Source organism: Rhizobium sp. SG_E_25_P2, assembly GCF_029892285.1.
Lineage (GTDB): Bacteria > Pseudomonadota > Alphaproteobacteria > Rhizobiales > Rhizobiaceae > Rhizobium_E.
Genome location: NZ_JARXVM010000001.1, coordinates 81,047 through 107,105, shown reverse-complemented (window position 1 = coordinate 107,105; position 26,059 = coordinate 81,047). Strand labels below are relative to the sequence as shown.

General features: G+C 61.6%; 20 protein-coding genes. 11 read left to right on the top strand and 9 right to left on the bottom strand.

All coding sequences use genetic code 11. The features are described from left to right. Positions 1–21: 21 nt before the first annotated feature. The 5 genes from M2360_RS00475 (at position 22) to M2360_RS00455 (ending at position 5,837) form a co-directional block, all read left to right on the top strand. The gene (locus tag M2360_RS00475; protein ID WP_280772406.1) at positions 22–654 is read left to right on the top strand and encodes a DNA-3-methyladenine glycosylase I; all 633 of its coding nucleotides are present in this window, start codon (positions 22–24) and stop codon (positions 652–654) included. Then, complete coding sequence (recO, locus tag M2360_RS00470) at positions 638–1,384, top strand: DNA repair protein RecO (RefSeq protein WP_280772405.1); 747 nt, start codon at positions 638–640, stop codon at positions 1,382–1,384. The genes M2360_RS00475 and recO overlap by 17 nt, the downstream gene beginning before the upstream one ends. A 201-nt stretch (positions 1,385–1,585) precedes the next feature. After that, positions 1,586–4,339, top strand: a complete 2,754-nt coding sequence (locus M2360_RS00465) for a DUF2339 domain-containing protein (protein ID WP_280772404.1) — start codon at positions 1,586–1,588, stop codon at positions 4,337–4,339. After that, positions 4,339–4,992: an HD domain-containing protein gene (locus M2360_RS00460; protein ID WP_280772403.1), complete on the top strand. Its 654-nt coding sequence runs from the start codon at positions 4,339–4,341 to the stop codon at positions 4,990–4,992. Before M2360_RS00465 ends, M2360_RS00460 begins: the two co-directional genes overlap by 1 nt. Further along, positions 4,989–5,837, top strand: a complete 849-nt coding sequence (locus M2360_RS00455) for an MOSC N-terminal beta barrel domain-containing protein (RefSeq protein WP_280772402.1) — start codon at positions 4,989–4,991, stop codon at positions 5,835–5,837. The genes M2360_RS00460 and M2360_RS00455 overlap by 4 nt, the downstream gene beginning before the upstream one ends. Here the strand turns inward: M2360_RS00455 and M2360_RS00450 are convergent. Next, the gene (locus M2360_RS00450) at positions 5,824–6,594 is read right to left on the bottom strand and encodes a hypothetical protein (protein WP_280772401.1); all 771 of its coding nucleotides are present in this window, start codon (positions 6,592–6,594) and stop codon (positions 5,824–5,826) included. The genes M2360_RS00455 and M2360_RS00450 overlap by 14 nt on opposite strands. Before the next feature lie 1,181 nt (positions 6,595–7,775). On the opposite strand from M2360_RS00450, the gene hisS reads away from it, so the two are divergent. The 5 genes from hisS (at position 7,776) to M2360_RS00425 (ending at position 13,751) form a co-directional block, all read left to right on the top strand. After that, on the top strand, positions 7,776–9,371 hold the full coding sequence (hisS, locus tag M2360_RS00445; protein ID WP_280772400.1) for a histidine--tRNA ligase: 1,596 nt from the start codon (positions 7,776–7,778) through the stop codon (positions 9,369–9,371). Positions 9,372–9,539: 168 nt separating this feature from the next. Further along, positions 9,540–10,664 carry an ATP phosphoribosyltransferase regulatory subunit gene (locus M2360_RS00440; protein ID WP_280772399.1) on the top strand — a complete coding sequence of 375 codons (1,125 nt, stop codon included), beginning with the start codon at positions 9,540–9,542 and terminating at the stop codon, positions 10,662–10,664. Continuing rightward, positions 10,661–11,353: an ATP phosphoribosyltransferase gene (hisG, locus tag M2360_RS00435; RefSeq protein ID WP_280772398.1), complete on the top strand. Its 693-nt coding sequence runs from the start codon at positions 10,661–10,663 to the stop codon at positions 11,351–11,353. The genes M2360_RS00440 and hisG overlap by 4 nt, the downstream gene beginning before the upstream one ends. A 122-nt stretch (positions 11,354–11,475) precedes the next feature. Next, positions 11,476–12,555: a radical SAM protein gene (locus M2360_RS00430; protein ID WP_280772397.1), complete on the top strand. Its 1,080-nt coding sequence runs from the start codon at positions 11,476–11,478 to the stop codon at positions 12,553–12,555. Beyond that, positions 12,552–13,751 (top strand): glycosyltransferase, encoded by a 1,200-nt coding sequence (locus M2360_RS00425; protein WP_280772396.1) that lies wholly within the window; start codon positions 12,552–12,554, stop codon positions 13,749–13,751. Before M2360_RS00430 ends, M2360_RS00425 begins: the two co-directional genes overlap by 4 nt. Positions 13,752–13,757: 6 nt before the next feature. On the opposite strand, the gene M2360_RS00420 is transcribed toward M2360_RS00425, so the two are convergent. The 5 genes from M2360_RS00420 to M2360_RS00400 form a co-directional block, all read right to left on the bottom strand. After that, entirely contained in the window at positions 13,758–14,873 is a 1,116-nt protein-coding gene (locus M2360_RS00420) for a hypothetical protein (RefSeq protein WP_280772395.1), read from the bottom strand. Positions 14,874–15,057: 184 nt separating this feature from the next. After that, complete coding sequence (locus M2360_RS00415) at positions 15,058–16,038, bottom strand: bifunctional riboflavin kinase/FAD synthetase (protein WP_280772394.1); 981 nt, start codon at positions 16,036–16,038, stop codon at positions 15,058–15,060. A 16-nt stretch (positions 16,039–16,054) separates the two neighbouring features. After that, positions 16,055–16,903: a TIGR01459 family HAD-type hydrolase gene (locus tag M2360_RS00410; protein ID WP_280772393.1), complete on the bottom strand. Its 849-nt coding sequence runs from the start codon at positions 16,901–16,903 to the stop codon at positions 16,055–16,057. Positions 16,904–17,010: 107 nt separating this feature from the next. After that, positions 17,011–18,177 carry a pyridoxal phosphate-dependent aminotransferase gene (locus tag M2360_RS00405; RefSeq protein WP_280772392.1) on the bottom strand — a complete coding sequence of 389 codons (1,167 nt, stop codon included), beginning with the start codon at positions 18,175–18,177 and terminating at the stop codon, positions 17,011–17,013. A gap of 132 nt (positions 18,178–18,309) precedes the next feature. Then, positions 18,310–19,860, bottom strand: coding sequence for a trimethylamine methyltransferase family protein (locus tag M2360_RS00400; RefSeq protein ID WP_280772391.1), 1,551 nt, complete (start codon positions 19,858–19,860; stop codon positions 18,310–18,312). A gap of 92 nt (positions 19,861–19,952) precedes the next feature. On the opposite strand from M2360_RS00400, the gene M2360_RS00395 reads away from it, so the two are divergent. Continuing rightward, complete coding sequence (locus M2360_RS00395) at positions 19,953–20,870, top strand: LysR substrate-binding domain-containing protein (protein ID WP_280772390.1); 918 nt, start codon at positions 19,953–19,955, stop codon at positions 20,868–20,870. Here the strand turns inward: M2360_RS00395 and M2360_RS00390 are convergent. The 3 genes from M2360_RS00390 to M2360_RS00380 all read right to left on the bottom strand — a co-directional run bounded on the left by M2360_RS00390 (position 20,857) and on the right by M2360_RS00380 (position 25,980). Next, entirely contained in the window at positions 20,857–22,227 is a 1,371-nt protein-coding gene (locus M2360_RS00390) for an EAL domain-containing protein (protein WP_280772389.1), read from the bottom strand. The two genes, M2360_RS00395 and M2360_RS00390, sit on opposite strands and share 14 nt — an antisense overlap. 109 nt (positions 22,228–22,336) lie before the next feature. After that, positions 22,337–23,971: a response regulator gene (locus M2360_RS00385; protein ID WP_280772388.1), complete on the bottom strand. Its 1,635-nt coding sequence runs from the start codon at positions 23,969–23,971 to the stop codon at positions 22,337–22,339. A gap of 242 nt (positions 23,972–24,213) precedes the next feature. Beyond that, positions 24,214–25,980: a monovalent cation:proton antiporter-2 (CPA2) family protein gene (locus M2360_RS00380; RefSeq protein ID WP_280772387.1), complete on the bottom strand. Its 1,767-nt coding sequence runs from the start codon at positions 25,978–25,980 to the stop codon at positions 24,214–24,216. Positions 25,981–26,059 lie beyond the last annotated feature (79 nt).

Here is a 26,059-nt window from a genome sequence, read left to right as displayed (position 1 = left end):
AAAGCGGATTCGGAGGCGAAAATGGCGGGCGCAGGCCTGATCGAAGGCGAGGATGGCAGGCATCGCTGCAGCTGGTGCGGCGGCCTTGACGACTATATGCGCTATCATGACGAGGAATGGGGCTATCCGGTGCGCGATGACCGGCGGCTATTTGAAAAAATCTGCCTTGAAGGTTTTCAGTCGGGCCTGTCCTGGCTGACCATTCTTCGCAAGCGAGATAATTTTCGCGCCGCTTTCGCCAATTTCGAGCCCGAACGCGTGGCGGCATTCGATGAGGCCGATATCGAACGGCTTCTGGCGGATGCCGGCATCGTTCGCCACCGCGGCAAGATCGTCTCGACCATTAACAATGCCCGCCGCGCTCTAGACCTCAAAGCCGAATTCGGGTCGCTGACGGACTATTTCTGGGGCTTCGTCCCGCCCGATGGCGAACGTCCCGAAATCATGACGCTGGATTGGGCTCGCGCCAATCCGACTTCGCCGACCTCGATCCGTCTCTCCAAGGATCTGAAAAAGCGCGGCTGGAGTTTTGTCGGTCCCACCACCATCTACGCCTTCATGCAGGCGATGGGTCTGGTCAATGATCATATGGATGGCTGCTGGCGCCGCGCCGCCGCAGAAGAGAAACGGTCGCTTCATGCAGTGGACGGATGAAGCCGTCATCCTCGGCGTCAAGCGACATGGCGAGGGCTCTGTCATCGCCGAAGTGATGACGAAGACGCGCGGCCGCCATCTCGGCGTGTTGCGCAACGGCCGATCGCGCAGCATGCAACCGCTGCTGCAGCCCGGCAATCTCGTGGAGGCTACCTGGCGCGCCAGGCTCGAAGAGCATCTCGGCCATTTCTCGATGGAGCCGCTGAACTTCCGCGCCGCGCAGCTGATGGAGGACGCGATCAGCCTCAATGGCGTGCAGGCGATCGGGGCGCTGCTGCGGCTTCTGCCGGAGCGCGATCCGCATCCGCATCTCTATGACATGCTCAATATCACGCTCGATCATCTCGGCGCAGCCGCCGAAGCCGGCGAACTCTATGTCCGCTTCGAACTCGCGGTGCTGGAGGATCTCGGCTTCGGTCTGGATCTGGCTCAATGCGCCGCCACCGGCTCGCGCGACGCGCTCGATTATGTTTCGCCGAAATCTGGACGCGCCGTTTGCCGTGACGCTGGCCTGCCCTTTGCCGACCGGCTGTTTCGCCTACCGGAATTTCTCAAGGCGCAGTCGAAGCGTGCGGCGGATCGAGATGGGCTCATCGAAGCCTTCCGCATGACGCAGTTTTTCCTGCATCGCCACGTCTATGAGCCGCGCGGCCTTGAGCCGGTCGAGGTGCGCGACGGTTTCGTGCAAGCGGTGCTCGCAAAATTGCCGCGCGTCCTGGGGCAAGAGTGACGCCGCGCTCAAAGGCGGAATTTCCAGAGGCCGGCCCTGCTTTGCGGCAGCGTCTGGACGTTGTCGAAGCGGCTGAACTCGGTCATTGTCCGGATGAAAATGCCGCATTCGGTCATTCGTCCCCAAGATATGCATAATGTGGGACTGTGAAACGTTGCTGCAGGTATCGGCATTTTGCCAGCCTTGGGGGTGGAAACAGTCATGTTGGAATTGACGGCTCTAGCCGCTTTGCTGATCGCGGTGCTTGCGATGTTCAGGATCAGTGGTCTCAACCGTAAATTCGAACGGGACATCGCGGCCTTGCGAGAGGAGGTGACGCGGCTTCAACAGGGTGCGCCGGTTGCCGCGCATCAGGAGGTTGAAGCTGCGGAAAGCGGGTCGGCGAGCGAAGCAATCGCTATTGCCGATCGTGCCGAACAGGCGCATCCCGCTGAGGAGACGCCTGCCGGAGAAGCCGCCTCGCTGCCTCATGAACCTGAGATTCCCGCCGTCGCCCGCGAAAGCTTGGAAAGCCGATTGGCGGGGCGCTGGTCGGTCTGGGTGGGCGGCGTCGCGCTCGCTTTCGCCGGCGTCTTCGCCGTCAAATATTCGATCGAGCAGGGACTGCTCAGCCCAGCCGTCCGTCTCGCCCTCGCCGCTCTTTTCGGTCTGGCGTTGGTCGCGGCCGGCGAATGGGTGCGGCGCAGGACCGAGCCCCTCGTCCAGAGCGCTTTCCAGAACGCGCTGATCCCCGGAGTCCTGACTGCGGCGGGCTCGTTGACGCTCCTCGGCGCGGTATTTGTCGCGCATGCGGTTTATGGTTATGTCGGTCCGGGTTTCGCCTTCTTCCTTCTAGGGTTGGTTTCACTCTGCACGCTCGCTTTGGCGTTGATCCACGGTCAGGGGCTTGCCGGGCTTGGTCTGCTCGCCTCCTTCGCGACGCCGCTTATGGTCGATAGCGACGCGCCGAGTCCGTGGTTTCTGTTCGGATTCCTGTCAATCGTATGGCTCAGCAACGCTTTTGCCTCCCGCATGCGCGACTGGCGGTTTGCGCCGGCGCTCGCCAATGCCGGCCTGACGCTCTGGTGTCTCGCGCAAACGCTCTTCTTCCCGATGGAAACAGTTTTCGCGCCCGGCTTTGCGATGTTGGTGATGTTGGCCGGCATGGCCTTTGTCTGGCCCGGGCCTAGGATGCCCAAGCCCGCCATCGTCAAGACGGCGCGCTCGCCATGGGAGGTCTACCTCTTCCCCAGCCATGGCGCGGCGGTGCTGATCGCCGCCCTCGGTGTCCTCGTCAATGTCATCGCCATGGTGTCTGACGATCACAGGATCGCGGGCGCCGAATGGGTGTTTGTTTGCCTGGTAACCGCGCTCGCGCTGCTGGGCGCTGGACGCAGATACGGCGCATACGCGGCCATTATCTCGGCGCTTGCAGCCTTCGGCGGCATTCGCGCCATGGCGGAAAATGCCGTCTCCACGACTATCGACGCGGCTGGCGAAAGCTATCACGCGCCTTTCGAGCCCAATCTCGTCATCGGCCTTGCTTTTGGCCTGGGGTTGGCGTTCGTCCTGCTCGGCGGCGCGGTGAACTGGCGGCTGGGCGAGCGCCTGCTGCCGCGCTCAGTGCTGTGGAGCGGTTTGGCGGGGGTCACGCCGCTCGCACTGGCGGGGCTGAGCTTCGTCTTCCTCGGCAATTACGCCTTTGATCTCTCGCATGGCGTCTATGGCCTTTTCCTCGCCGCCCTCTATTTCGCCGTGGCCTGGCGTTTGTCGGGGCCAACCCTGGAAGGCCGCTATCATGTCAATCGCGATATCTGGGTCGCCTCGTCCTGGGCGGCGCTGCTCTTCGCTTTGGTGATGCTGACCGAGGGCGCGGCGACGACGCTTGGCGCGGCCATCATCGGCTTCGCCTATCTTCTCGGCCATCGCGTCAAACCCTGGCCGATCCTGCCCTGGGCCATGGCCGCCTCGGCTATCTTCGTCGCCGGCCGCATCGCATGGCAGCCGACCATCGTCGGGGCGAGCCTGCTCGGCAAGACGCCGGTCTTCAATGCGCTGCTGATCGGTTACGGCGGCCCGGCGTTGCTGCTCATTCTATCGGCCTGGATGATGCGCAGGAGCGAGGACATTCGCCTGCGCAGCGTGCTCGAAGCGCTGGCGAGCCTGTTCACGCTGCTGACGCTCGGCGTTCTCGTGCGTCACGCCATGAATGGCGGCGTGCTCGACAGCGGCGCGCCGACCTTGTCGGAGCAGGCGATCTACACCTTGTTGACTATCGGCGCCTCCGCCACCTTGATGGCGCTCGATCTGCGTCAGCCCAGCATCGTCTTCCGTACCGGCTCCATGGCCGTGGGCTATGTGTCGATGCTCTCGGTTCTCTCTGCGCATTTTATCGGGCTCAATCCCTATTTCATCGGCGAGCCCACCGGCACTATCCCGTTCTTCAACCTGCTCTTTCTCGCCTATCTCCTGCCGGGGCTCGCCTATGGCGCGGCGGCGCATTACGCTCGGGCGCGGCGCCCGCTGCATTATGTCATGGCGCTTGCGCTCACGGGGTCGGCGCTCTTGTTCGGCTATGTGACGCTGTCGGTGCGCAGGCTTTATCACGGCGCCGATATTTCCGACTGGAAGGGCTTCCTGCAGCCCGAGCTTTACACCTATTCCGCCGTCTGGCTGGCGCTCGCCGCCGCGCTTCTGGCGATCGGTTATCGTTTCAGGGCGAAAAGCATACGGCTCGCTTCGGCAGGCCTGATGTTGGTGGTGGTGCTGAAAGTCTTTTTGATTGACATGGCCAATCTCGAAGGCCTGTTCCGCGTCCTGTCTTTCGTCGGTCTGGGCGTGGTGCTGATCGGCATTGGCCGCTTCTACCAGACCATTCTTGGCGGACTGCAGACTCCGGGGGAGCGTGCGGGCGCAGTGGCGCCTCCTGCAACAGAACCGGTTGCGGATCAGGGCGAAACGGATAAAACCGCCTGATGACAGACACCGGATCCCGCTTCGCGCCTCATGAGGCGCTCGCCGTCACGCTTCTGCCGCATGCGGTGGCGAGCGACGACGGCGCCCATGACATCGCCCATATCGCCCGCGTCTTCGCCAACGCCATGCGCATCCATGCGGAGGAGGGCGGCGATGGCGAACTGCTCGCAGCCGCCGTTCTCCTGCATGACTGCGTGTCCGTCGAGAAGAACTCTCCGCTCCGGTCGCAGGCCTCGCGGCTGGCGGCGGAGAAGGCGAGCGGCATTCTCGCTGAACTCGGCTGGGACAAGGCGCGGATCGCCGCTTGCGCCCACGCCATCGCCGCGCACAGTTTTTCCGCAGCGATTGAGCCGGAGACGCTTGAGGCGAAAATCCTGCAGGACGCCGACCGTCTCGATGCGATTGGCATGGTGGGCGTCGCCAGGCTTTTCTACATCGGCGGTCGCATGGGTTCGCAATTGTACGAGTCCGCCGATCCCCGCGCCGAGCATCGGTCGCTCGACGACAAGACTTTCGCCCTCGATCATTTCCCCGCCAAGCTTTTCACCCTTGCGGATGGTTTCAAGACCGAGACGGGTCGACGGATGGCGGCCGAACGCCATCGCCGGCTGCATCTGTTCCGCGATCTGTTTTTAGAGGAGATCAACGCATGAAGGTTGCCTCGCTGCATGTTTATCCGCTGAAAAGCGCCCGAGCGATCGTTCTCAATGAGGTCGAGGTGAGCGGTTGGGGGCTTTCGGGTGACCGTCGCTACATGGTTTGCGATCCCGAAGGTTCGCTGGTGACGCAACGCGAGGTCAAGGCGCTGGCGCAGGTGACTGCTCGCGTGGAGAACGGTGTTCTGACCCTGACGAAACAAGGGGAAGCCACTCCGATTCATGCGACCTTCGATCCCGAGCGGCGTCTCGACGTGCGAGTCTGGGATGATCCGCTCAGCGCCAGTCTCTCCACGCCCGAGGTCGACGCTGAACTCAGCCACTGGCTGGGCCGCGAGGTGCGGCTCGTTCATGCCGATGCGCTCAGCCATCGCGCTTGCAATCCGGCCTGGGCGGGCGAGGGCGTCGAAACCGGGTTTGCGGATGGCTATCCCATCCTCGTCGCCACCACCGGTTCGCTGAAGGCGCTGGCCGAAGAGGCGGAACGCCAGGGCGGCGTTGGCTTTGGCATGGACCGGTTCCGCCCCAATATCGTCATCGAGGACGACAGGCCTTTCGCCGATGACTATTGGCAGGCGATCGAGATCTCCGGCATCCGCTACGATCTCGTCAAACCCTGCACCCGCTGCATCATGACCACCCAGGACCAGATGACCGGCGAACGTGGCGGCCCGGATCCGATGCCGGCAATGCGCCGCATCCGCATGTCGGGAGACCGCCGCGTGGCGGGCGTTCTGTTCGGCTGGAATGCCGTGCCGCGCGCCGAGGGCCGCGTATCCGTGGGCGATGCGGTGACGGTCGTGGCGGAGCGTCCCGAGGGCTGGCCTCTCAGGACGCGTTGATCGGGATCGAGGCGACCCGATGCACCGCCTGGTAATCCGGAGATAATTCGCCATAGGGCGCGACTGTCCAGGACCATTCGGCGCGCGCCGGCGGAAGGCGCACACCTTTCATGAGGTCGTCGCGTTCGAGCACTTTGCCTGTCTTGTCGATGACCTCATAGGATTGGTCGGTGAGCAGCAGGCTAGGACAACTCAGTCTCTGCAGCCCATCCACATGCGCGGCAATCAGGCGTTCTGGCGCCTGAGGCGGAAGCTTTGCGTCCGTCGCGGCCATTCTGCCTATCCCCACGCCAATCTGGCTGAGCAGATTGGCGGAGACCACCAGATCGAGCTTGGGGATCTCGGTGAGAAAGGCGAGGGGGCGAGGCTCAGCCTCCGGCTTTGCTTTCAATTGCTCGACGCCCGAAAGATCTCGGGTTTGAAATTCGAGATTGGCGAGCCGGTTAAGCCTCGCCCATATCCGCACGCTCGCCAGATGCTGCAGATCGAAGAGATAGACCCGGTCGAACTCTTTCGAGAGCAGCGAGATCGGCACGTCGCGCAAAAGCCCAGAGCCAAGCACCGCGACCGCGCGGGTATTGGGCAGCGTCGCAACGATTGCTGAGACCTCCTGGTGGCAGGCCTCCTCATGCGTCCGCCAATGCCGCGCCGCCCGTCGCGACCGTGCCCAGAGGCTGACGGAGGAGGATATTTCGTGTCTCCGCCGCCTCGGCGTCAGCGGATAGGTCGCAGCAAAATTCAGCGCTTCCAGAATCATGGTCCACGGTCACCCCTTGCCCGACACGGGCTGGCCGTTGATAGCCGCAATTTTGCCGCCGACGCAATCCGGGACAGTCACTCTCTTATAACGGGAAATATATTGAGGCTCGCCTATGGACATGAAATGATGTCTCGTTCAAGGCGGAAGCAGCAGCGTCGAGCCAGCCGGCGCGACCGTGGGAGATGGGCTCCCCGGCTGTGGCGAGAGCCTCGCCTCATGAACGGAGGGTGTTGCCATGTGGCGTTTGCCAGTGCGCACCACGTTGGAAGTGAAGAGGATGCGGACGAGTTGGCAGCTCATTGTCCGCATCCAATTCGACTACTGATCCAGGAAGGCGGGCGAAAGCTCGCCTTCCACTCCCGAGATTATCATCATCCGACATCCATCAGCAACCAACGCATCCCGCCTTAATGTGAAAAATACACGCAATGCGAGAATGGGATTGATGAGTCCGAGCCTTGATGAGAAGCTTCATCGTTCTCAGCGGAAGCAGCAGCGCCGAGCCAGCCGGTGCGGCCGTGGGAGATGGGCTCTCCGGCTGTGGCGAGATCCTCGCCTGTGAACAGGAGGTGCATGCCATGTGGCAATTGCCAGTGCGCATCACGCTTGAAGTGAAAAGGACGCGGACGAACTGGTCCCTCGTTATCCGCGTCCAATTCATATTCTGAGCAAAAGGAAGGCGGGCGAGAGCTCGCCTTCCACTCGGTCAGATTATCACCGTCCCACCGAAACTGCAACTATTGTGGATCGCTTGCATGGATGCGTTGCACTCATGGCGCGAATGTCGTTGATGCGATCAAAGTAAAATGAGAAGATTCATCGTTCCCAGCGGAAGCAGCAGCGCCGAGCCAACCGGCGCGACCGTGGGAGATGGGCTCCCCGGCTGTGGCGAGAGCCTCGCCTGCGAACAGGAGATATGCGTCATGTGGCATCTGCCAGTGCGCATAACGTTCGAAATAAAGAGAACGCGGACGAGTTGGCAGCTCATTGTCCGCATCCAGCTTTATAGATAACGAAACGGAAGGCGGGCGAAAGCTCGCCTTCCACTCCAGATATAGTCGAATTCCCGTTATTCCGCAACGATGGCCGCTCAGTGCGGCGCATCTGCCCCTTGCCGCTCCCCGGATGATCCGTTAGAGCGAGGGCCTTGAGAAAACCGACCTCCGGATTAGCCCGCCATGAATGACAAGCCCAAGAAACCGCAGAAGCTCAAGGCCCGCCTGCCGCGCGGCTTCGTCGATCGCGAGGCGGCCGATATCCGGGCCGTCAACGAGATGACGGCGAAGATCCGCGAGGTCTATGAGCGCTATGGTTTCGATCCCATCGAGACGCCGCTCTTCGAATATACCGATGCGCTGGGAAAATTCCTGCCGGACAGCGACCGCCCCAACGAAGGCGTGTTTTCGCTGCAGGATGATGACGAACAGTGGATGAGCCTGCGTTATGACCTGACCGCGCCGCTCGCCCGTCATGTGGCGGAAAATTTCCAGAACATCCAGCTGCCCTACCGCACCTATCGGGCCGGCTATGTGTTCCGCAACGAAAAGCCCGGCCCCGGCCGTTTCCGCCAGTTCATGCAGTTCGACGCCGACACGGTCGGCGCAGCCGGTGTGCAGGCCGATGCCGAAATGTGCATGATGATGGCCGATACGCTGGAAGCGCTCGGCATCAAGCGCGGTGACTATGTTATCCGGGTGAACAATCGCAAGGTGCTTGATGGCGTTATGGAAGCCATCGGTCTCGGCGGTGAGGAGAATGCCGGGCGGCGGCTTGGCGTGCTCAGGGCGATGGATAAGTTCGATAAGTTCGGTGTGGAGGGAGTTCGACTTCTTCTTGGTGCGGGACGAAAAGACGAGTCGGGCGATTTCACAAAGGGGGCCGGTTTATCTGATGACCAAATAGACACAGTACTTGCGGTGTTCTCTAATTACTCGCACCTAAGCCCTGCCGCGGCTGCTGGTGACCGAAGCTTAGAAGACATGAAAATCGTAGGTGACGGCTATAAAGACAATCTGCTGAACATAGATACATTTTTCTATGGGCGAGATAAGAATCAGAGATTAACAGAAGGTCTCAGCGAACTGCGTACCATAGCCGTTTTGGCTGAAGCCGCTGGCTACGGTTCTCAACGCATCCTAATCGACCCCTCCGTTGTCCGCGGCCTCGAATATTACACCGGCCCCGTCTATGAGGCCGAACTCACCTTCGACGTGACCAACGAAAAAGGCGAAAAGGTCGTTTTCGGTTCGGTCGGCGGCGGCGGGCGATATGACGGTCTTGTTTCCCGCTTCATGGGCCAGCCCGTGCCGGCGACAGGCTTTTCCATCGGCGTCTCTCGTCTGATGACGGCGCTGAAGAATCTCGGCAAGCTCGGCGCCGATGAAGTGGTCGCCCCCGTGGTCGTCTGCGTCATGGATCGCGACGTCGAAAGCCTCGGCCGCTACCAGAAATTCGTCCAGGACCTGCGCCATGCCGGCATCCGCGCCGAAATGTATCAGGGCAACAAGAAGAATTTCGGCGACCAGCTGAAATATGCCGATCGCCGCTCAGCCCCGCTCGCCCTCATCCAGGGGTCGAGTGAACGCGAGGCCGGCGAGGTGCAGATCAAGGATCTCATCGAGGGCAAGCGTCTGTCGGGCGAAATCACCGACAATGTCGCCTGGCGCGAAGCCCGCGTGGCGCAGGTCGCCGTGGCCGAGAGTGAACTGGTCGAGCGGGTCCGCGACATGCTCGCCGCTCAGGCCGAAGATCGCCGTCGGGCGAAAGGCGATTGACGTGATGCTTGCGGCTTACCCCCCTCTGCCCTGCCGGGCATCTCCCCCTCAAGGGGGGAGATTGGCCAGCCGAGATCGCGGTATTCTACCTCCAATCTCCCCCCTTGAGGAGGAGATGTCGCGCAGCGACAGAGGGGGATATGCCGCTTGCGCAGAAGGACTGCTCGCATGCCTCTAATCAATAGCCCCGCTTTCGCAGCGGATCTCTTTGCGCTTTTTACGGAACTCGGCACTGAGCGCGTCGACACGCCGATCATCCAGCCCGCCGCGCCCTTTCTCGATATGGCCGGCGAGGATCTGCGTCGGCGCATTTTCCTCACCGAGAGCGAAACCGGCGAAAGCCTCTGCCTCAGGCCGGAATTCACTATCCCCGTCTGTCTCCGTCATATCGAGACGGCCACCGGCACGCCCAAGCGTTACGCCTATCTCGGCGAAGTCTTCCGCCAGCGTCGCGAAGGCGGCAATGAGTTTTATCAGGCGGGCATCGAGGATCTCGGCGATCAGGATTTCGCCCGCGCCGACGCCCGCACCGTGGCTGACGCGATCGCCTGTCTGACGCGCACGCTTAGGGGCAAGGCCTTCGCCGTCACCATCGGCGATCAGGCGGTGTTCGAAGCGGTTGTGGCAGCACTCGGCCTGCCGACGGGCTGGCAGAAGCGGCTCGTGCGCGCCTTCGGCCAGACCGATCTGCTCGAAGCCATGATTGCGCGTCTCGCGCGGCCCGAACCGATCGCCGGTCTCGACCCTAAGGTCGAGGCGATGCTGGAGGCTGGCGACGACGAAGGGCTAGCCTCCTATCTCGAAGCAGAGATGGAGCGCACCGGCTATCTCACCAATGCCAGCCGCTCGCCTATGGATATCCTCCGCCGTCTCAAGGAAAAGCGGACGCTGGCCGGCGCTTCGCTGGATACCGCCAAGCTCGATGCGCTCAAGGAATTCCTGTCGCTCAATGTCAGCCTGCGCTATGCGCCGGGCGTGCTGGCCGATTTCGCCAGCGCCGCTGGTCTGCCGCTGGAGAAAGCGATCTCAGGCTTCGACGCGCGCGTGGCGGCCTTCGCCCAGGCCGGCGTGTCCTTGGCCGACATCACATGGCGCGCCGCCTTTGGCCGTCCGCTCGATTATTACACCGGCCTTGTCTTCGAGATCACCGAGCGCGGCGACCACCGGGTATTGGCCGGCGGCGGTCGCTATGACCGCATGCTGACGCTGCTCGGCGCCGCCGATCACATTCCCGCCGTGGGCTTCGCCCTCTGGCTCGACCGCATCGAGGCGGTGAAGGGAGAGACGAGATGATCACCATCGCGCTGCCCTCCAAGGGCCGGATGAAGGACGACGCGTCGGCGATCTTTGAGCGCGCCGGCATGAAGATCGTGCAGGTCGGCAATGACCGCTCCTATCGGGGTCGCGTCGAAGGCGTCGACGATGTCGAGATCGCCTTTCTCTCGGCGTCTGAAATCGCCCGCGAAATCGGCGCCGGAACCGTCGATTTCGGCGTCACCGGCGAAGACCTGATGCGCGAAGACGTCGCCGATGTCGACAGGCGCGCCGAATTCTGCGTTCGGCTCGGCTTCGGCCATGCGGATGTCGTCGTCGCGGCGCCAGAGATCTGGCTGGATGTCGATTCCATGGCCGATCTGGCCGATGTCGCCGCCGATTTCCGCGCCCGCCACGGCCGCCGCCTCGCCATCGCCACCAAATACTGGCGGCTGACGCAGCAGTTCTTCTCCCGCACCCATGGCATCCAGCTCTACCGGATCGTGGAGAGCCTCGGCGCCACCGAAGGCGCGCCGGCCGCAGGCCAGGCCGACATCATCGTCGACATCACCACCACGGGATCGACGCTTCGCGCCAATCACCTCAAGATCCTCTCTGACGGGCTTATCCTCCGCTCCGAGGCCTGCCTCGTGCGGGCGCGCAAGCCGGAGCATGAGGGCGACAAGCGGATCGGCGAGATCGTGGCTGCCGTCAAGGCGGCGCTTTAGCATAATTCGCGGTCAGCCTCGCGCCACCCTGTTGTGAAATAGGTTAACTATTATGGGGCACGATTACAGTGCATTTGGTCGATTCGGCCTTGAACCGGATCGCTCACCGGAGTGATGGCCTGATGAAAGCGCAGTTGAAGCCGAGAATTAATCTGGAAGGGCGCACGGCTCTAGAGACGGTGATCCCGCTCGAGACGCCCTTCATCGTGTTCGTGGATCCCGCGAGTTCCTGCAATTTCAAATGCACCTTTTGCCCGACAGGGCACCGCCAGCTGATCGCCGATACCGGCCGTTATCAGGGCGCGATGAAATATGAGGTCTTCACCAAGGTGATCGACGACCTCGCCGCCTTCGGCAAGCCGATCAAGGTGCTGCGCATGTATAAGGATGGCGAGCCCTTCCTTAACAAGCGCTTGGCCGACATGATCCGCTACGCCAAGCAGTCGGGTTATGTCGACTATATCGACACCACCACAAATGGCACTTTCCTCACGCCCGAACGGCTCGCGCCCGTCATCGAGGCCGGCCTCGACAAGATCAACATCTCCGTCGACGGCATGACCAATGAGACCTATCAGAAGTTTACCGGCTTCAATTTCGATTTCCCGAAATTCGTCGAGGGCGTGAAATGGCTCTATGACAACAAGGGCGACATGGAAGTGTCGATCAAGATCCCCGGCGAGTTGATCACCGAGGCGCAGCGCCAGGAATTCTTCGACACGTTCGGCGATTATTGCGACCGCATCTTCATCGAGAATTTCGCGCCCTGTTGGCCCGAGTTCAATGTCGAAGAGCGTTCCGGCATCAAGATCGGCGATGTCGGCATCTATCAGCAGCAACTGCGTCCCACCGACACCTGCCCTTATATCTTCTACGCCATGAGCGTGAATGCCGACGGCCTGGTGTCGTCCTGCTTCCTCGACTGGAGCCGCAAGCTGATCATCGGTGATGTCCGCACCGAGCCGCTGTCGAAGATCTGGATGTCGGACAAGATGAATTCGCTCCGGCTGCAGCATCTCGAAGGCCGCCGCTGCGAAAACAAGGTCTGCGGTTCCTGCGGCCAGCTCACCCACTGCCTGCCCGACAATATCGACGATCACCGCGAAATGCTGCTCGAGCGCTTCCGCGCCAAGGTCAAGATCAATCCGGCGGTTCCCGCTCCCGGCGGCCTGAACATGCCGACGCCCGTCGCCGCTGAATGAATATCCTGCATGTGACGGCCCATCTGGGCGGCGGCGTCGGCAAGGCGCATGCCGCCCTGAGCGCCGCCATGCCTTCTTCCGTCCAGCAAACTTATCTGCTCCTGGAAGAACCACGTGACAAGCGCTACGCGGATGCCATAGCCGAAAGCGGCGCCGAGGTGCGGTTTGCCAGAGGGATGGAAGATGTCGCGGCGCAGGCGGCGGGAGCCGACATCGTCCAGTTCGAGTTCTGGAACCATCCGCGTCTCTATGAATGCCTGGCCAGCGATCTCCTGCCGCCGATGCGCACGGTGTTCTGGTCGCATGTCTCCGGCCTGTTTCGTCCGGTGATCGATCCACGGCTGTTCAGCGCCGCTCATCGCTTCGTCTTCACGACGCCGGCGTCGCTCGCGCTTGCCGAGGCCTTGCCTGCGGCGACAAGGGCGCGCCTGTCCAGCATCGGCAGCGGCTTCGGCTTCGAGACCGGCGCTGATGACGTGCCTCAAGGCGCGCCCATCTGCTATCTCGGCACGGTGGATTTCGTGAAGATGCATCCGGGTTTCTTCGATGCTATCGACGCCATGCAGCATGATGTCGTTGTCGCCATCTGGGGCGCCTTCGATCCCCAGGGCGAGGTTGCGGCCCGCGCCCGCGCCATGCGCCACCCCGAGCGTGTGGCCTTCATGGGCCAGACCGAAAACCCCGCAGCGGCGCTGTCGGCCTCCCATATCTTCTTTTATCCCTTGCAACCCGATCACTATGGCACTGCCGAAAACGCGCTGATCGAGGCGATGTCGCTGGGTCTGGCTCCCGCCGTTCTGGCCAATCCGGCGGAAAAAGCGATCGTCAGTCACGGCAAGGACGGCCTCGTCGCAAGCTCGCTCGCGGACTGCGCGGCATTGCTGGATGGCGTGTTGGATGATGCAGCCCAGTGCGACGCGCTCGGTCGCGCGGCGGTCGAGCGTGCGCGCGCTTTTTCCCCAGCGAACTCGGCGACGGCTTTCATCCGTCTCTGGTCCGAGGTCCTGCGAGAGGACAAACGGAAACCAGATTTTTCCGCTATTGTCGGCAAGACGCCGCTGGATTGGCTGCGCAGCACTCAAGGCGGGTCGGAGACTATGGCGACACCGACAGCCGAACGCGCCGCCAAGGGCACGCTCGCCCATTTCCGCGCCGCCTTTCCCGATCATCCCTGCTGGCGTGAACTTGCCGGCTGAGCGCTCTCAGACAGCCACGCCGCCGCACATAAGGCCAATCGGGGCCAGGAAATTGCGGATCACCCGATAGAATTCGATGGCGTTGCGCGCCCCGCCGATATGGCGATCCACCATCAGCGTCGTGCCATGCAGACCGCGGCGGCGTTCAAGCGGGCGAGGGCCGGTAAATGTCGGCTGGAACAGATGCGCATGCCGGCCGCCCTCCCAAGCCGCGAGCGCCTGGCGATAGCCGTAGCATTTGGCGCCGAACCGGGCGGGGTCGGTCTCACCGACGCAATCGATCAGGATCGCGCGGATGACATGCTCGGGCGCGCCGGTCCAGGCTGCGCCCATTTCGGCAAACAGCGCGCTCTGGATTTCGATGATGCCGCCCGTTACGCCGAGTCCGGCATGGATTGGGAAATCGGCGCGCTGGACATAGCGCGCTGGCGGCGCATAGGGCCGCTGGTCGACAATGGAGAGCGGACGAGGGCAGAAGACGAAGTTTTCGCCGATCAGCATCACCCGCGCCGCCCATTCCCATTGCGGCAGATCGTGATCACGGCCTGCGGCTTTGATCGTTGAGGCGATGTTGTTCGCCAACTCGCGCGACAGGATGCCGTGATAGAGGCCGAATGGCGCTTTCGGTGTGGCGAGACTGCCTTCCCAGAGAAAGAACGCTTTGAGGAGATTGGTCTTCTCATAAGGGAAGGGGTCGAAGCCTGTGGGCAGCCCGACGGATTCTTCCCTTGTCGGGTCCGCGTCGGCGCTGATCGGAATGGCGTTCCAGGCCAGCGCGTCGACCTTACCGATCTTGGCCTTCACCGCGTCGGCTATCCGCCCTGCTTCCGGTTCGAAGCCGTCCTTCGGCTTGACGACGGAGATCCATGCGCCTTTGGAGGCTTCGATGGCCGAGGACCACAGCGATAGCGACGAAGTCGGTGGAGACGCCGGAATGAAGATGCGCGCTCTTGAATCCTGCACGATGAGTTGGTCGAGATCGAGCGCATCCGCCGTCTGCCGGTCAGGCGCGGCGAGCAGGATTTCGAGATCCGCTTTCAGGTTCTCGGCCAGAGATAACAGGAGTTCGGCCGGACTTTCGTCGCGCGTTTCCACCGGAATGATCAGGGAAAGTGTGGCCAAAACCTGCTCCAGAAAAAGAAGTAGGACAGACCAGCCGTGGAGAGATGCGAAGGCGGTTCGCATCCCACGCGCGGCTTTTGGCCGTGGCGGGCTGTCCATGGGCCTGTTGGTAAGGCGTCTATCTTGAGCGAAGCTTAGGCTTTCGGCGGCTGGCTTGCATGAGCCTTGACGCGACGCCGAATGCTCAAAATGCCGCCATGCGGTCAAGTTCGCCAAGCGGCTGGACGCGCGCGAGGAGTGCGCGCGCCTCCTCGACATCGCGATTCATTTGGACGATCAAAGGGTCGAGCCCGTCATATTTCTCTTCCGGGCGCAGAAACCCGAAGAAAGACACCGAACAGTTTTGCCCATAGAGATCGCCGGAAAAATCGAACAGCATGGTTTCAAGCAGCGCTGCGCCATTATCCGTCACGGTCGGCCTATAGCCGAAGCTTGCGACGCCGTCATGGATCACACCGTCTTGCTTGCGGAAGCGCACGGCATAGACGCCGGGCTTAAGACCGCATTCGGATGGCAAAGCCATATTGGCGGTTGGAAAGCCGATGGTGCGGCCAAGCTTCTTGCCATGGATAACAGGCGCTTCAACCGTGTAGCGATAGCCGAGCAGGCCAGCAGCCTGGGAGACATCGCCTTCGCCGATCAGCGTCCGAATGCGGCTAGAGGAGACGACTTCCGTATTCTCGTCGCGAAAGGCGTCGACAAGCGTGACGCCGAAGCCATGGCGACCGCCGGCTTCAAGCAGGAAAGCGGGGCCGCCCTCGCGCCCCTTGCCGAAATGGAAATCGAAGCCGGTCACCACATGGCGCACGCCGATCCAGTCCTTCAGGATGGACTGGATGAACTCCTCCGCCGAGCGGCCGGAAAAGGCGCGGTCGAAGGGATATTCGAGAACGGCGTTGAAGCCCATGGATTCCAGAAGCCGCGCCTTGAGAGGCGCAGGCGTCAGACGGAAGACAGGCTTGTCAGGATTGAAGACCGTGCGGGGATGTGGCTCGAAGGTCAATGCGAGCGTCGGCGCGCCTTCCAGGCTTGCGATCTCCAGCGCGCGCGACAACACCGCCTGATGTCCGCGATGTACGCCGTCGAAATTGCCGATCGCCAGCACGCCGCCTTCCAGCGACTCGGGCAGATCGCCGCGATTTTCGTTTCGGTGAAACACGGTCATGCGCGGCATATCCCTCTCAGGCGAGGCGCGGCATCCACCAGCGCGGTTCGGCCTGGTGGGCGGCGAGGAAGGCGTTCATCCGGTCGATATCGGTCACATCGCCGGTCATGTAGTCGCGGGCATGGATGCCGGCGGAAATGTAGAGAAGGTCGAGACCCTGGCTGATCGCGCCCTTGACGTCGGTCGGCATGCCATCTCCAACAGCCAGCACGCGTGCGCGATCGACGGGACCGCGAGCGGCTTCCGCCTCAAGGAGAGAGGCGGCATAGATCGGCGCATGCGGCTTGCCGGCGATGCTGGTCGCGCCGCCGAGGTCGGCGTAAAGCGCGGCAAGCGCGCCCGCGCACGGGATGAGCCTGTGGCCGCGCTCGACCACGAGATCGGGATTGGCGCAGATCATTGTCAGGCCGCGCGCAACGAGCGCCGCCAGACGGTCGCGATACATCTCCGGCGTCTCGGTCTCGTCATCCCTAAAGCCGCTGCAAACGACGATTTCTCCTTCCTCGTCGGACACGACGTTGACGCCCAGCCCCTCAAGAAGCGGTGTGTCGCGATCGGCGCCGATGAAGGCGATATTCTTGGGACCTTCGGAGATAAGTTTACGGGTCACGTCGCCAGAGCTGACGATCCGGTCATAGGCGTCGCGGGCGACGCCGATCGCGTCGAGCTGGGCGACGACATCCTTGCCCGGACGGGGCGAATTGGTGATCAGCACCACCGTCGCGCCGGCGTCGCGGGCGGCCTTCAGCGCCATGGGCGCTTCCGGGAAGGGGCTGACGCCATTGTGCAAAACACCCCAGACATCGCAGAGGATCACGTCGTAATGCGAGACGATGTCTCTGAGGGACTCGATGCGCTCTGCCATTCCATTCTCCAGAAATTACGACCGCGCCCCAAATCGCAAAATGAGGCGCGGAACACAAGAGAGAATATACCGAAGCTGCGAGGATACAGCCGTCAAACAGGCCGACCTCAGAGGCTGCGGATATAGGTCGAGAGACGATCGGCCGCTTGCGAGATGATTGATGGATCGCGGAGGAAGCAGGCGCGCAGGAAGCTCTCGCCGCCAGGGCCGAAGGCCGCGCCGGGCGCAAGCCCGACGCCTGCTTTGTCGACGATGTCGAAGGCCGCCTTCTTGGAATCTGTCACACCGTCGATTTTCAGGAATGTGTAGAGCGCGCCGTCTGGCTTGAGCGTGGCGACACGGTTGGTGGCGATCAGCGCCTCACAGAGAATGTCGCGGGACATTCGGGCCTTTTCGAAATTCGCTTTGATGATGTGGTCGCCCTCGTCGAGCGCTGCGACGCCGCCGCGCTGGATGAATTCTGCGACGCCCGAGGTGGCGTATTGCACGAGGTTTTCAAACACCTGACCAGTTTCGGGCGGCGCGACGATCCAGCCGATCCGCCAGCCGGTCATCGACCAGTTCTTTGAGAAGGAATTGACGAACAGGATCTTGTCGCTCTCGGTCATGACGTCGAGAAACGACGGCGCCCGCGCGGCGGAAAAGGAATAGAGCGCATAGATCTCGTCGGCGATGATCCAGAGATCATGGGCGCGGGCGAGGGTGAGCAGGGCTTCAAGATCGGCGCGCGTCGCGGTCCAGCCGCAGGGGTTGGACGGCGTGTTGATGAATAGCGCCCGGGTCTTCGCCGTGATCGCCTTCTCGACCTTGGCGATATCGATGCTCCAGGTGCCGTCGACGAAATTGAGCACGGCGGGAACCGCCTTGCCGCCGGAGATTTCAAGGGCGGCGGCAAAATTGGGCCAGGCGGGAGACAGATAAATCGCTTCGTCGCCGGGCTTCACCACGGCCTCGATCGCCAGCTTGATCGCCTGCATGCCAGAGCCGACCACGTAGAAATGCTCGGCCGGCAGCCGCTTGTTGAAATGCCGGGCGTAGTAATCCGACAGAGCCCGGCGCAATTCCGGAATGCCGCGCTGATAGGTGTAGAAAGTCTGGCCGGCGTTCAGTGACCCGATCGCCGCATCCGCGATGAATTGTGGCGTCGGGCTGTCGCCTTCGCCGACCCACAACGGGATCAAATTATCGCGTGTGCGGGCGTAATTGACGATTTCGACGATGCCGCTTTCCGGGGCAGCGAGTGATTGCGGCGAAAGACTTTCAAGCAAGGACATGAGGTCGGCTCCATTGGGTGAGACCTCATAGCCCGATTTGTCCGGCAGATCTCATGAGAATTGTTGAATGGAGCTTCAACGTCAGTGACCGGTCGGCAAAGACTTTGTTGGTCTTCGCCGACCGTCTGATCCTCAATGCCAGGCGTCAGCCGTATCGGCCTTCTTGCGCGCCATGAAATCGAGCAATTCCTCGTCGACCGCCTCGTCGAGTGGCGGCGCCTGGTATTCATCAAGCATGCGCTTCCAGCGCTTGTTGGCCCGCGTCGCCATGTCGGTGGAGCCGCCTTCCTGCGACCATTTCTCGAAAGGCTCGTTGTCGGAAACTTCGGTGTCCCAGAAAGCGGTCTGGTAGTTGCGCAGCGTATGGCCGCTGCCGAGAAAATGACTGCCGGGACCGACTTCCTGGAAGGCGTCCATCGCTAAGGCATTGTCATCCACCTCCACGCCCTTGAGGTAGGAATGCAGCGCGCCGCAGAAGTCCATATCCATGACGAATTTTTCGTAGGACATCGACAAGAGCCCATCGAGGAAGCCCGCCGAATGCAGAATGAAATTGGCGCCGCAATGCACGGCCGACATCATCGACATGACGCCTTCCTGCATCGCCTGCGCGTCCGGAAGCTTGGAGTTGGAGAAATTGCCGGCGCAGCGCAACGGCAGCTTAAGCCTTCGCGCCAATTGCCCCACAACCATCGAGCCGATCGCCGGCTCCGGCGTGCCGAAGGTGGGTGAACCCGAGCGCAGCGACATTGACGACAGGAAGTTGCCGAAGATCACCGGCGCGCCGGGTCGCTCCAATTGGGTCAGCGCGCAGCCCGCTAAGGTTTCCGCCCAGGCTTGCGCGATCGCTCCCGCGTTGGTGACCGGACCCATCGCGCCGCCGAGAATGAAGGGTACGATGATCGCAGCCTGGTTGGCGCGGGCATAGGCGCGCAGCGCCTTGGTCATGGTTCCATCCCAGACCAGCGGCGAGTTGACGTTGACATTGCCGAGGATCACGCAATGCCGGTCGACGAAATCGCGCCCGAACACGATCCGCGCCATGTCGATGGACTCTTCGGCCCGCGATTCAGCCGTTACCGACCCCATGAAGGCGCGGTCGGAATATTTGATATGGCTGTAGACCATGTCGAGATGACGCTTGTTGACCGGCAGATCGACCGGCTCGCAGATCGTGCCGCCGGAATGGTGCAGCCAGGGGCTCGAATAAGCCAGTTTGATGAAATTCCGGAAATCGTCGATCGTTCCGTAGCGCCGGCCGCGATCGAGATCCATCACGAAAGGCGAGCCATAGGCGGGTGAAAACACCACATTGCGGCCGCCTATTTCGACATTTCGGGCCGGGTTGCGCGCATATTGGGTGAAGGTTGCCGGAGCCGAGGAGACGATCTCCAGCAACATGCTCGGTTCAAAAGTCACGCGCAGCCCGTCGACTTTCGCGCCCGCCTGACGCCAGAGTTCCAAGGCTTCCGGATCGTCGCGGAATTCGATGCCGATCTCGGCAAGGATGCGTTCCCCGGTCGCCTCGATGCGCAAGAGCGATTCCTCGCTGAGGATGTCATAGGTTGGAATATTTCGAACGATATAGGGAATGCCGAGCGGACGGGCGGCCGGATCGCGGCGCTTGCCGCGTTCGCGTCTGGTCTGGACTTGCGGATCGAGGACGGCGTCGGGCTGGCTCATGCGTCTGTTCCCTGTGTTTATCCGCGGAGTTTAGGTCGAGCGCCGGCTTTTGTATCCTTCCTAAATTTCGTGACTTAGTATAAGTATGCCTTATGCAAAATTTAAAACGTCTTCTGCCTTCCGCATCCGCGCTCATTGTCTTCGAGGCTGCCGGGCGGCATGAGAATTTCACGCGCGCCGCCGAGGAGCTTGGCATGACGCAGGCTGCGGTATCCTATGCGGTGAGAACGCTGGAAACACAGTTGGGCGCCGCCCTGTTCAACCGCAGCCATCGAGCTGTCAGCCTGAGCGAGACCGGAGCGCGCTTTCACGCTGACGTTTCAGCCGGGCTTGCCCGCATCCAGAAATCGGCGGAACAATTGCGCGCCAAGGGGCGCGAAGCCAATGTCACACTTGCGGCGTCCACCGCCTTCGCTTCAATGTGGATGTTGCCGCGCATCAACAAGTTGCGGGAAGATCTTCCGGATATCGATCTTCGCATCCAGACGTCGGTGCGCGATCTCGATCTCGAAGATGAAGGAATTCCCTTGGGGATCCGTGGCGGCGAGCCGTCGCAATGGCCTGCTTATCATGCCGCAATGCTTGCGCCGGAAGTGGTGAATGCGGTGGCGAGCCCTGCCTATATCGAGTCCATCGGCGGCTCGCCCGCGCTTGCCGACATGCCCAAGCTGCGTCTCATTCATCTCGAAGAGCCGGTGCGCGAGGCGTGCAACTGGCGCGAATGGTTTGAAAGCGCTGGCATCGCTTACGCCAAGCCCTACCGGCCGTTGATCATCAACGATTACGTGCTGGTCATCCAGGCGGTGCTGGCCGGCGAAGGCATCGCGCTCGGCTGGAGCCATCTCATCGATCCGCAGATTCGTTCGGGCGCGCTGATTCCGGTTGGCGATCATGTTCTGGCGACGGGGCAGGCCTTCTATGTCGTCTGGCCGCGTGGGATCGAATTGAGCGCGTCCGCGCGTCGCGTGAAGGACTGGTTGATCGCCAGCGGTGGGGCTATTGTCCGTTGACCAGCCTGCGGTCGTCGCCATCTTCGCCGAAATAGCGGCGACCGATATAGTCCAACGTGACGCGGGCCGGCGCGGGCTTGCCATAGAAATAGCCCTGGCCCATGTCGCAGCCGAGCCCCTTCAGCTTCAGCGCCTCGGCGAAGTCCTCGATGCCTTCGGCCACAACCGTCAATTCCAGGCCATGGCACATGGTCACGATTGCCTTGACGATATGTTCGGACGCGGAATCGGTCAGCATGCGCGAGACGAATGCGCGGTCGATCTTCACCTTGTCGAACCTGAAATCGCAGAGGCGGCTGAGACTCGATTGGCCGGTGCCGAAATCGTCGAGCGAAATGCGCACGCCCGCAGCCCTGAGTTCCGAGATGATCTTGTCCGCCGTCTCGGGATCGGACATCACCGCAGTTTCCGTGATCTCCAACTCCAGCCGTCGAAGATCGAGGCCTGTACGATTGATCACCGCAAGAATGTTGAATGCGGTGGCCGGATCCAGGAGTTGTGCGGAGGAGAGGTTGAACGACAGAAACAACTCTTTCGGCCAGGATAACGCCGCCTCGGCCGCTTTGCGCAGCAGTGTTTCAGACAGCGCGTCGATAAAACCTCGTTCTTCGGCGAGCGGCACGAAGACTGCTGGTGAAACAAAGCCGAGATCCTTGTCCTGCCAACGCGCCAAAGCCTCAAATCCGAGCACGGAATCGTCTTTGAGCGACACGATCGGCTGGAAGTGAACATCCACCTCATCGGCAATGATGGCGTTTCTCAGCGCTTGTTCGATCTGCGTCGCTCTTTTCATCTGCTCGGCCATCTCGGCTGAATAGACGGTAATCTGTCCGCGTCCACGCCGCTTCGATCGGTAAAGCGCCGTCTCAGCGCTTTTCAGCAGGTCGTCGAATTCCGCGCCGGCGAAGGGATGGATGGCGAAACCGAAGGATGCGGAAAGTCGGACATTGCGCTCTCCGAGATCATAGGGCGCCGACAGGACCTCCTTGAGCATGGAGCCCATTTTTTCAGCGCTGCGGCGTTCAAAAACGAGGGGCAGAAGAAATGCGAACTCGTCGCCTTCATAACGCACCACCGTTGCGCCGTCGGGGATGCAGGCTTTCAGTCGATGCGCGACCTGACAGAGGATTTGGTCACCGGCAGAGGGGCCGAACAGGTCGTTGATGGGCTTGAAACCATCCAGATTGGCGATGCCGACGGTAAAAGGAGCAGGGTCGGACGCACGCTCCATGATCAACTGGCGCAGTTTTTCTTTAAGTCTATACTTGTTTCCGAGTCCGGTCAGGGCGTCGGTGAACGCCAATCGATGTAATTCGCTTTGGCTGGCTGGCAAATTACCCGTGTCAGCAACGGTCATAAGTGTGTCCTGCTTGAATGCGCCCCTGTTGTGCTGAGACTGCCGCTGAAGTGTTAATAAACACCTCCGGCTTTGTGTGGATTTTTGCCTTCGTGCGAATTTCGGCCGCTTATCGCGCTGATCGCGCGCGGATTGCGGCATTGAACGGTTGATTTTTCGGTTTGCCGCGCGGTGGGAAATGGCGCTTCAGCAACTGGTCGATGCCCTCCGGACTGATCGGTTTGACGGCGACGTCCAGAAAACCCGCCTTGCGCAGATCCTCGGTGTTTTCGTGCGCCGAAGGCGGAGCCATCGCCAGAAAAGGTGTTTCGCCGGCCAGCGCGCGCCCCTTGTCCATGAATTCCGTCAGGCTCATGTCGGGCAAGGTCGTGTCAGCCAGAACCAGCCCGACCTGTCGTTGCGCAAGGACCGCGAGGGCGGCTTGACCGGTTTCCGCCAGCGCATGAACGAGCCCCAGACTGTCAAGAATCTGCGCAAGCGCCAGACGGTTCACCTCGCGGTCCTCCACGGCGAGCACGTCGATCTGCTGCTCCAGTTGAGCGACGGATGCCGCTGCGGCGTCGATCACATCGTCCTGCCGCCGCTCGCGCGCGGCGAGAAACAGGGCAAGGTCGCTCATCAGCGCGCTTAACGACGACAAGACGCGCGCAGGCGTCTTGCTGATGGCGGCGATCGGCGCAAAATGAACAGCGCTTTCGTCGAGAAGAATCAGGTCGAGTCCGATGCCCGCTTTTTCCAAAGCGGGCAAAAAACTGCTGAGTTCCGTCGGTGACCTGACGATGCAGAGTTCGACGCCGAGGTCGGCGGCGCCTGCCACATACCGGCCTTCATCGATCGAGCGTGTCGTGGCCAGCACGACCCTCAGCGACTGCCCTGGTCGCGGCGCCGTGCCGCCACCGCCATCGCGGGCGCTGTCGAGAATGGCGCTTGCATCGGCAAACATGGAGGGGACGGTTTCCGGTTCCGGCGCCGTCTCGAAGGTCATCACAATGTAATGCCCGCCCGCTCGTCCGATCCGCCGCGAGCGATGCAGAATACGGGTCGCCTCGTCTTGCTGGTTGTGGATCTCGATGATCACCTTCTGGTCATCGCCGCTGCTGAGCAGTCGCCAGTTCGCTTCTTCGAGCGCGCTCGCGGTTTTCGGCTCGAAGACCTCCCACACCGATTTGCCGATCAGGCGCTCCGGCTTCAGGTCGAAAAATTCACAAAAGCGCCTGTTCACGGCGGCATAATTCAGATTGCGGTCCTTCACCGCGATGCCGATCGGCAGGGCGTCAAGGATTTCCTCCGTCAAACGAACGCGTTCCTTGTCCGCGTTCCACAGACGTTCCCTCTTTTTGTGTTCGGTGACGTCCTGCAGCACGGTCAGGCCCAGGCCTGATGAAAACCGACGACTGACGATGTGGAACCAGCGGTTTCCCGGTCCATGTTCGATCTTGTCGACGCGTTCCTTCCAACCGGTGGCGACGCGGTCGCTGATCCAGTCCTCTTTCGAGACGTCCTTCAGGCTTTGCTGCGCTCCAAACCTGCATCCGGCCTCATAGAGCGCCGCGTAGAAATCTCTGATGCGTCCGCCGGGCCTTATCGCGCTTTCGGGCATTGGAAAATAATGCAGTAAACGCACACTCGCAAAGGCGATGTTGTCAAGTCTGTCGGTCACGAACAACGCCGCGCCGAGTCCCTCGCAGAAAATCTCGAGCAGATTACATTGCAGAACGGCGTCGAAGGACGCGGCATCGTCCATATCAGGCTCCCGCTGGCGGCGGTGTCATCGATGCATGCTGGCCACGCCTGAAGGGGCTGTCGGCGAGTTCTCCAGCGATCACCCCAGCCGGTGATCCGAACCCGCGCGGTATCGGCACGCGCCGACGCCCATCGTCATTTCAAGATCTGAACAATTGTCACAAGAAGATTAATTCGAATTTAATCCGGTATGGCGCGTCGGTATGAAAATTGAAAAATTTCATGTGGTTATCAAGCGCCAGTTCATTCGGCCGGTTCCTGTTTCGGCTTAACCAACGGCTCCGGCTGCACCGGATAGTTCGAATAAAGCATCTCTCGGCCCGCAGAAATGCCGTCCTGCGCCTGGATGGCCAACCGCATCTCGTCGCGCTTGCGGATGTCGTCCTTGATGTCGGCTGCGTCGGCTTCGGTCATCCCCAGGGCTTCGAGCGTCTTTTGTCCGAACAGCAGGCCGGATTCGAGCGTTTCGCGCAATTCGTAATCCACGCCCTTGGCGAGCAGCGACAGGCTGTGGACACGGTCATAGGAGCGGACGAAGATCTTGGCGTCGGGATATTCCGACTTGACGAGATCGACGATGCGGTCGGTCAATTCGCGATTGTGGGTGCAGACGGCGATGATTTTCGCCTTGGCGATACCGGCCGACACCAGCACGTCCTTTCGGGTGCCGTCGCCGAAATAGATCCGGAAACCGAAACGCGACGCCTGGCGAATACGATCTGCGGAATGATCGATGATCGTCACTTCTCGACCGGCGGCGAGGAGGATCTGCGCAGCAATCTGGGCGAAGCGGGAAAAGCCGATGATGAACACTTCCGCGCCGGCGCCTTCGAAGTCCTCTTCCAGTTGTTCCCTGCGCTCGGCCCTGATGAGCAGCTTCGGCAGGGCGGCGACCAACGGCGTCAGCGCCATGGTCATGGTGACGATGGCGATGAGCAGCGAGGCCGAACTCTGCGGAAACACCGCCGCGCCCGCAGCGGTGGTGAACAGAACAAAACCGAACTCGCCCCCCTGCGACAGCAGGAAGCCGATTCGGGCGCTGTCGCCATAGGAAGAGCGGCCAATGCGACACAGCGCGTAGATCGTCGCCGCCTTGACGCCCATGATCACGGGCACGCTGATCAGAATGACCAGCCAGTTCTCAAGAACCACCTTCAAGTCGAGCGACAGGCCGACAGCCATGAAGAACAGACCAAGAAGAATGCCGCGGAACGGCTCGATATCCGCCTCCAATTCATGACGGAACGACGATTCCGCCAGCATCAGCCCGGCCAGGAAAGCGCCCATCGCCATCGACAGTCCCGCCATTTCCATCAGGGCGCCGGCGCCCAGTACCACGAACAGAGCCGCCGCGATCATTGCTTCGCGCGCGCCAGTGCGGCCGATAATCTGGAACAACGGTGTTAGTAGAAAGCGTCCGGCGAGAATGAGCGCGCCCACCGCGCCGATGGCGACGGCTGCGCCTGTCACCGTGAAGCTTTCGCCGCTGTCGGGCGCTATGAAACTGGTCAGCGCCAGGAGCGGCACGATGGCGATGTCCTGGAACAGCAGGATGGAGAAGGCCCGTTGCCCATGGGCGGTATTGAGATCGCTGCGCTCCTCAAGGATCTGCAGCGCAAAAGCGGTCGAGGACAAAGCCAGGCCGAATCCGGCGACGACAGCGCCTTGCCAGCCAAGCAGGCCGGACCAATGAACCAACGAACTGAGGATGGCTCCGGAAATCAGGACCTGGGCGCTGCCGAGCCCGAAAATATCCCGGCGCATCTGCCACAATCGCGCCGGCTTCAGTTCCAGCCCGATAATGAACAACAGGAACACCACCCCGAGTTCCGCGAAGGAGAGGATCTCCTCGCCATCAGTGATGTGATTGAGCACGGGGCCGATCAGCACGCCAGCCGCGAGATAGCCGAGCACTGTGCCCAGGCCCAGCCGCTTGAACAGCGGCGCGGAGACGACTGCGGCGCCGAGAAGAAGCAGCGCTTCGCTGATGACGGCATGGGATTGGCTCATGAATGGGGTCCAGTTCGGGATTCGTTGCCGCCATATAGCCGGGCGGGCCGCTTCCCCGTCAAGATAAGCCTGCCAACCC

Coding starts and splice junctions, on each gene's coding strand:
- M2360_RS00475 (WP_280772406.1), top strand. CDS start 22: ATGGCGGGCGCAGGCCTGATCGAAGGCGAGGATGGCAGGCATCGCTGC.
- recO (WP_280772405.1), top strand. CDS start 638: ATGCAGTGGACGGATGAAGCCGTCATCCTCGGCGTCAAGCGACATGGC.
- M2360_RS00465 (WP_280772404.1), top strand. CDS start 1,586: ATGTTGGAATTGACGGCTCTAGCCGCTTTGCTGATCGCGGTGCTTGCG.
- M2360_RS00460 (WP_280772403.1), top strand. CDS start 4,339: ATGACAGACACCGGATCCCGCTTCGCGCCTCATGAGGCGCTCGCCGTC.
- M2360_RS00455 (WP_280772402.1), top strand. CDS start 4,989: ATGAAGGTTGCCTCGCTGCATGTTTATCCGCTGAAAAGCGCCCGAGCG.
- M2360_RS00450 (WP_280772401.1), bottom strand. CDS start 6,594: ATGATTCTGGAAGCGCTGAATTTTGCTGCGACCTATCCGCTGACGCCG.
- hisS (WP_280772400.1), top strand. CDS start 7,776: ATGAATGACAAGCCCAAGAAACCGCAGAAGCTCAAGGCCCGCCTGCCG.
- M2360_RS00440 (WP_280772399.1), top strand. CDS start 9,540: ATGCCTCTAATCAATAGCCCCGCTTTCGCAGCGGATCTCTTTGCGCTT.
- hisG (WP_280772398.1), top strand. CDS start 10,661: ATGATCACCATCGCGCTGCCCTCCAAGGGCCGGATGAAGGACGACGCG.
- M2360_RS00430 (WP_280772397.1), top strand. CDS start 11,476: ATGAAAGCGCAGTTGAAGCCGAGAATTAATCTGGAAGGGCGCACGGCT.
- M2360_RS00425 (WP_280772396.1), top strand. CDS start 12,552: ATGAATATCCTGCATGTGACGGCCCATCTGGGCGGCGGCGTCGGCAAG.
- M2360_RS00415 (WP_280772394.1), bottom strand. CDS start 16,038: ATGACCGTGTTTCACCGAAACGAAAATCGCGGCGATCTGCCCGAGTCG.
- M2360_RS00410 (WP_280772393.1), bottom strand. CDS start 16,903: ATGGCAGAGCGCATCGAGTCCCTCAGAGACATCGTCTCGCATTACGAC.
- M2360_RS00405 (WP_280772392.1), bottom strand. CDS start 18,177: ATGTCCTTGCTTGAAAGTCTTTCGCCGCAATCACTCGCTGCCCCGGAA.
- M2360_RS00400 (WP_280772391.1), bottom strand. CDS start 19,860: ATGAGCCAGCCCGACGCCGTCCTCGATCCGCAAGTCCAGACCAGACGC.
- M2360_RS00395 (WP_280772390.1), top strand. CDS start 19,953: ATGCAAAATTTAAAACGTCTTCTGCCTTCCGCATCCGCGCTCATTGTC.
- M2360_RS00390 (WP_280772389.1), bottom strand. CDS start 22,227: ATGACCGTTGCTGACACGGGTAATTTGCCAGCCAGCCAAAGCGAATTA.
- M2360_RS00385 (WP_280772388.1), bottom strand. CDS start 23,971: ATGGACGATGCCGCGTCCTTCGACGCCGTTCTGCAATGTAATCTGCTC.
- M2360_RS00380 (WP_280772387.1), bottom strand. CDS start 25,980: ATGAGCCAATCCCATGCCGTCATCAGCGAAGCGCTGCTTCTTCTCGGC.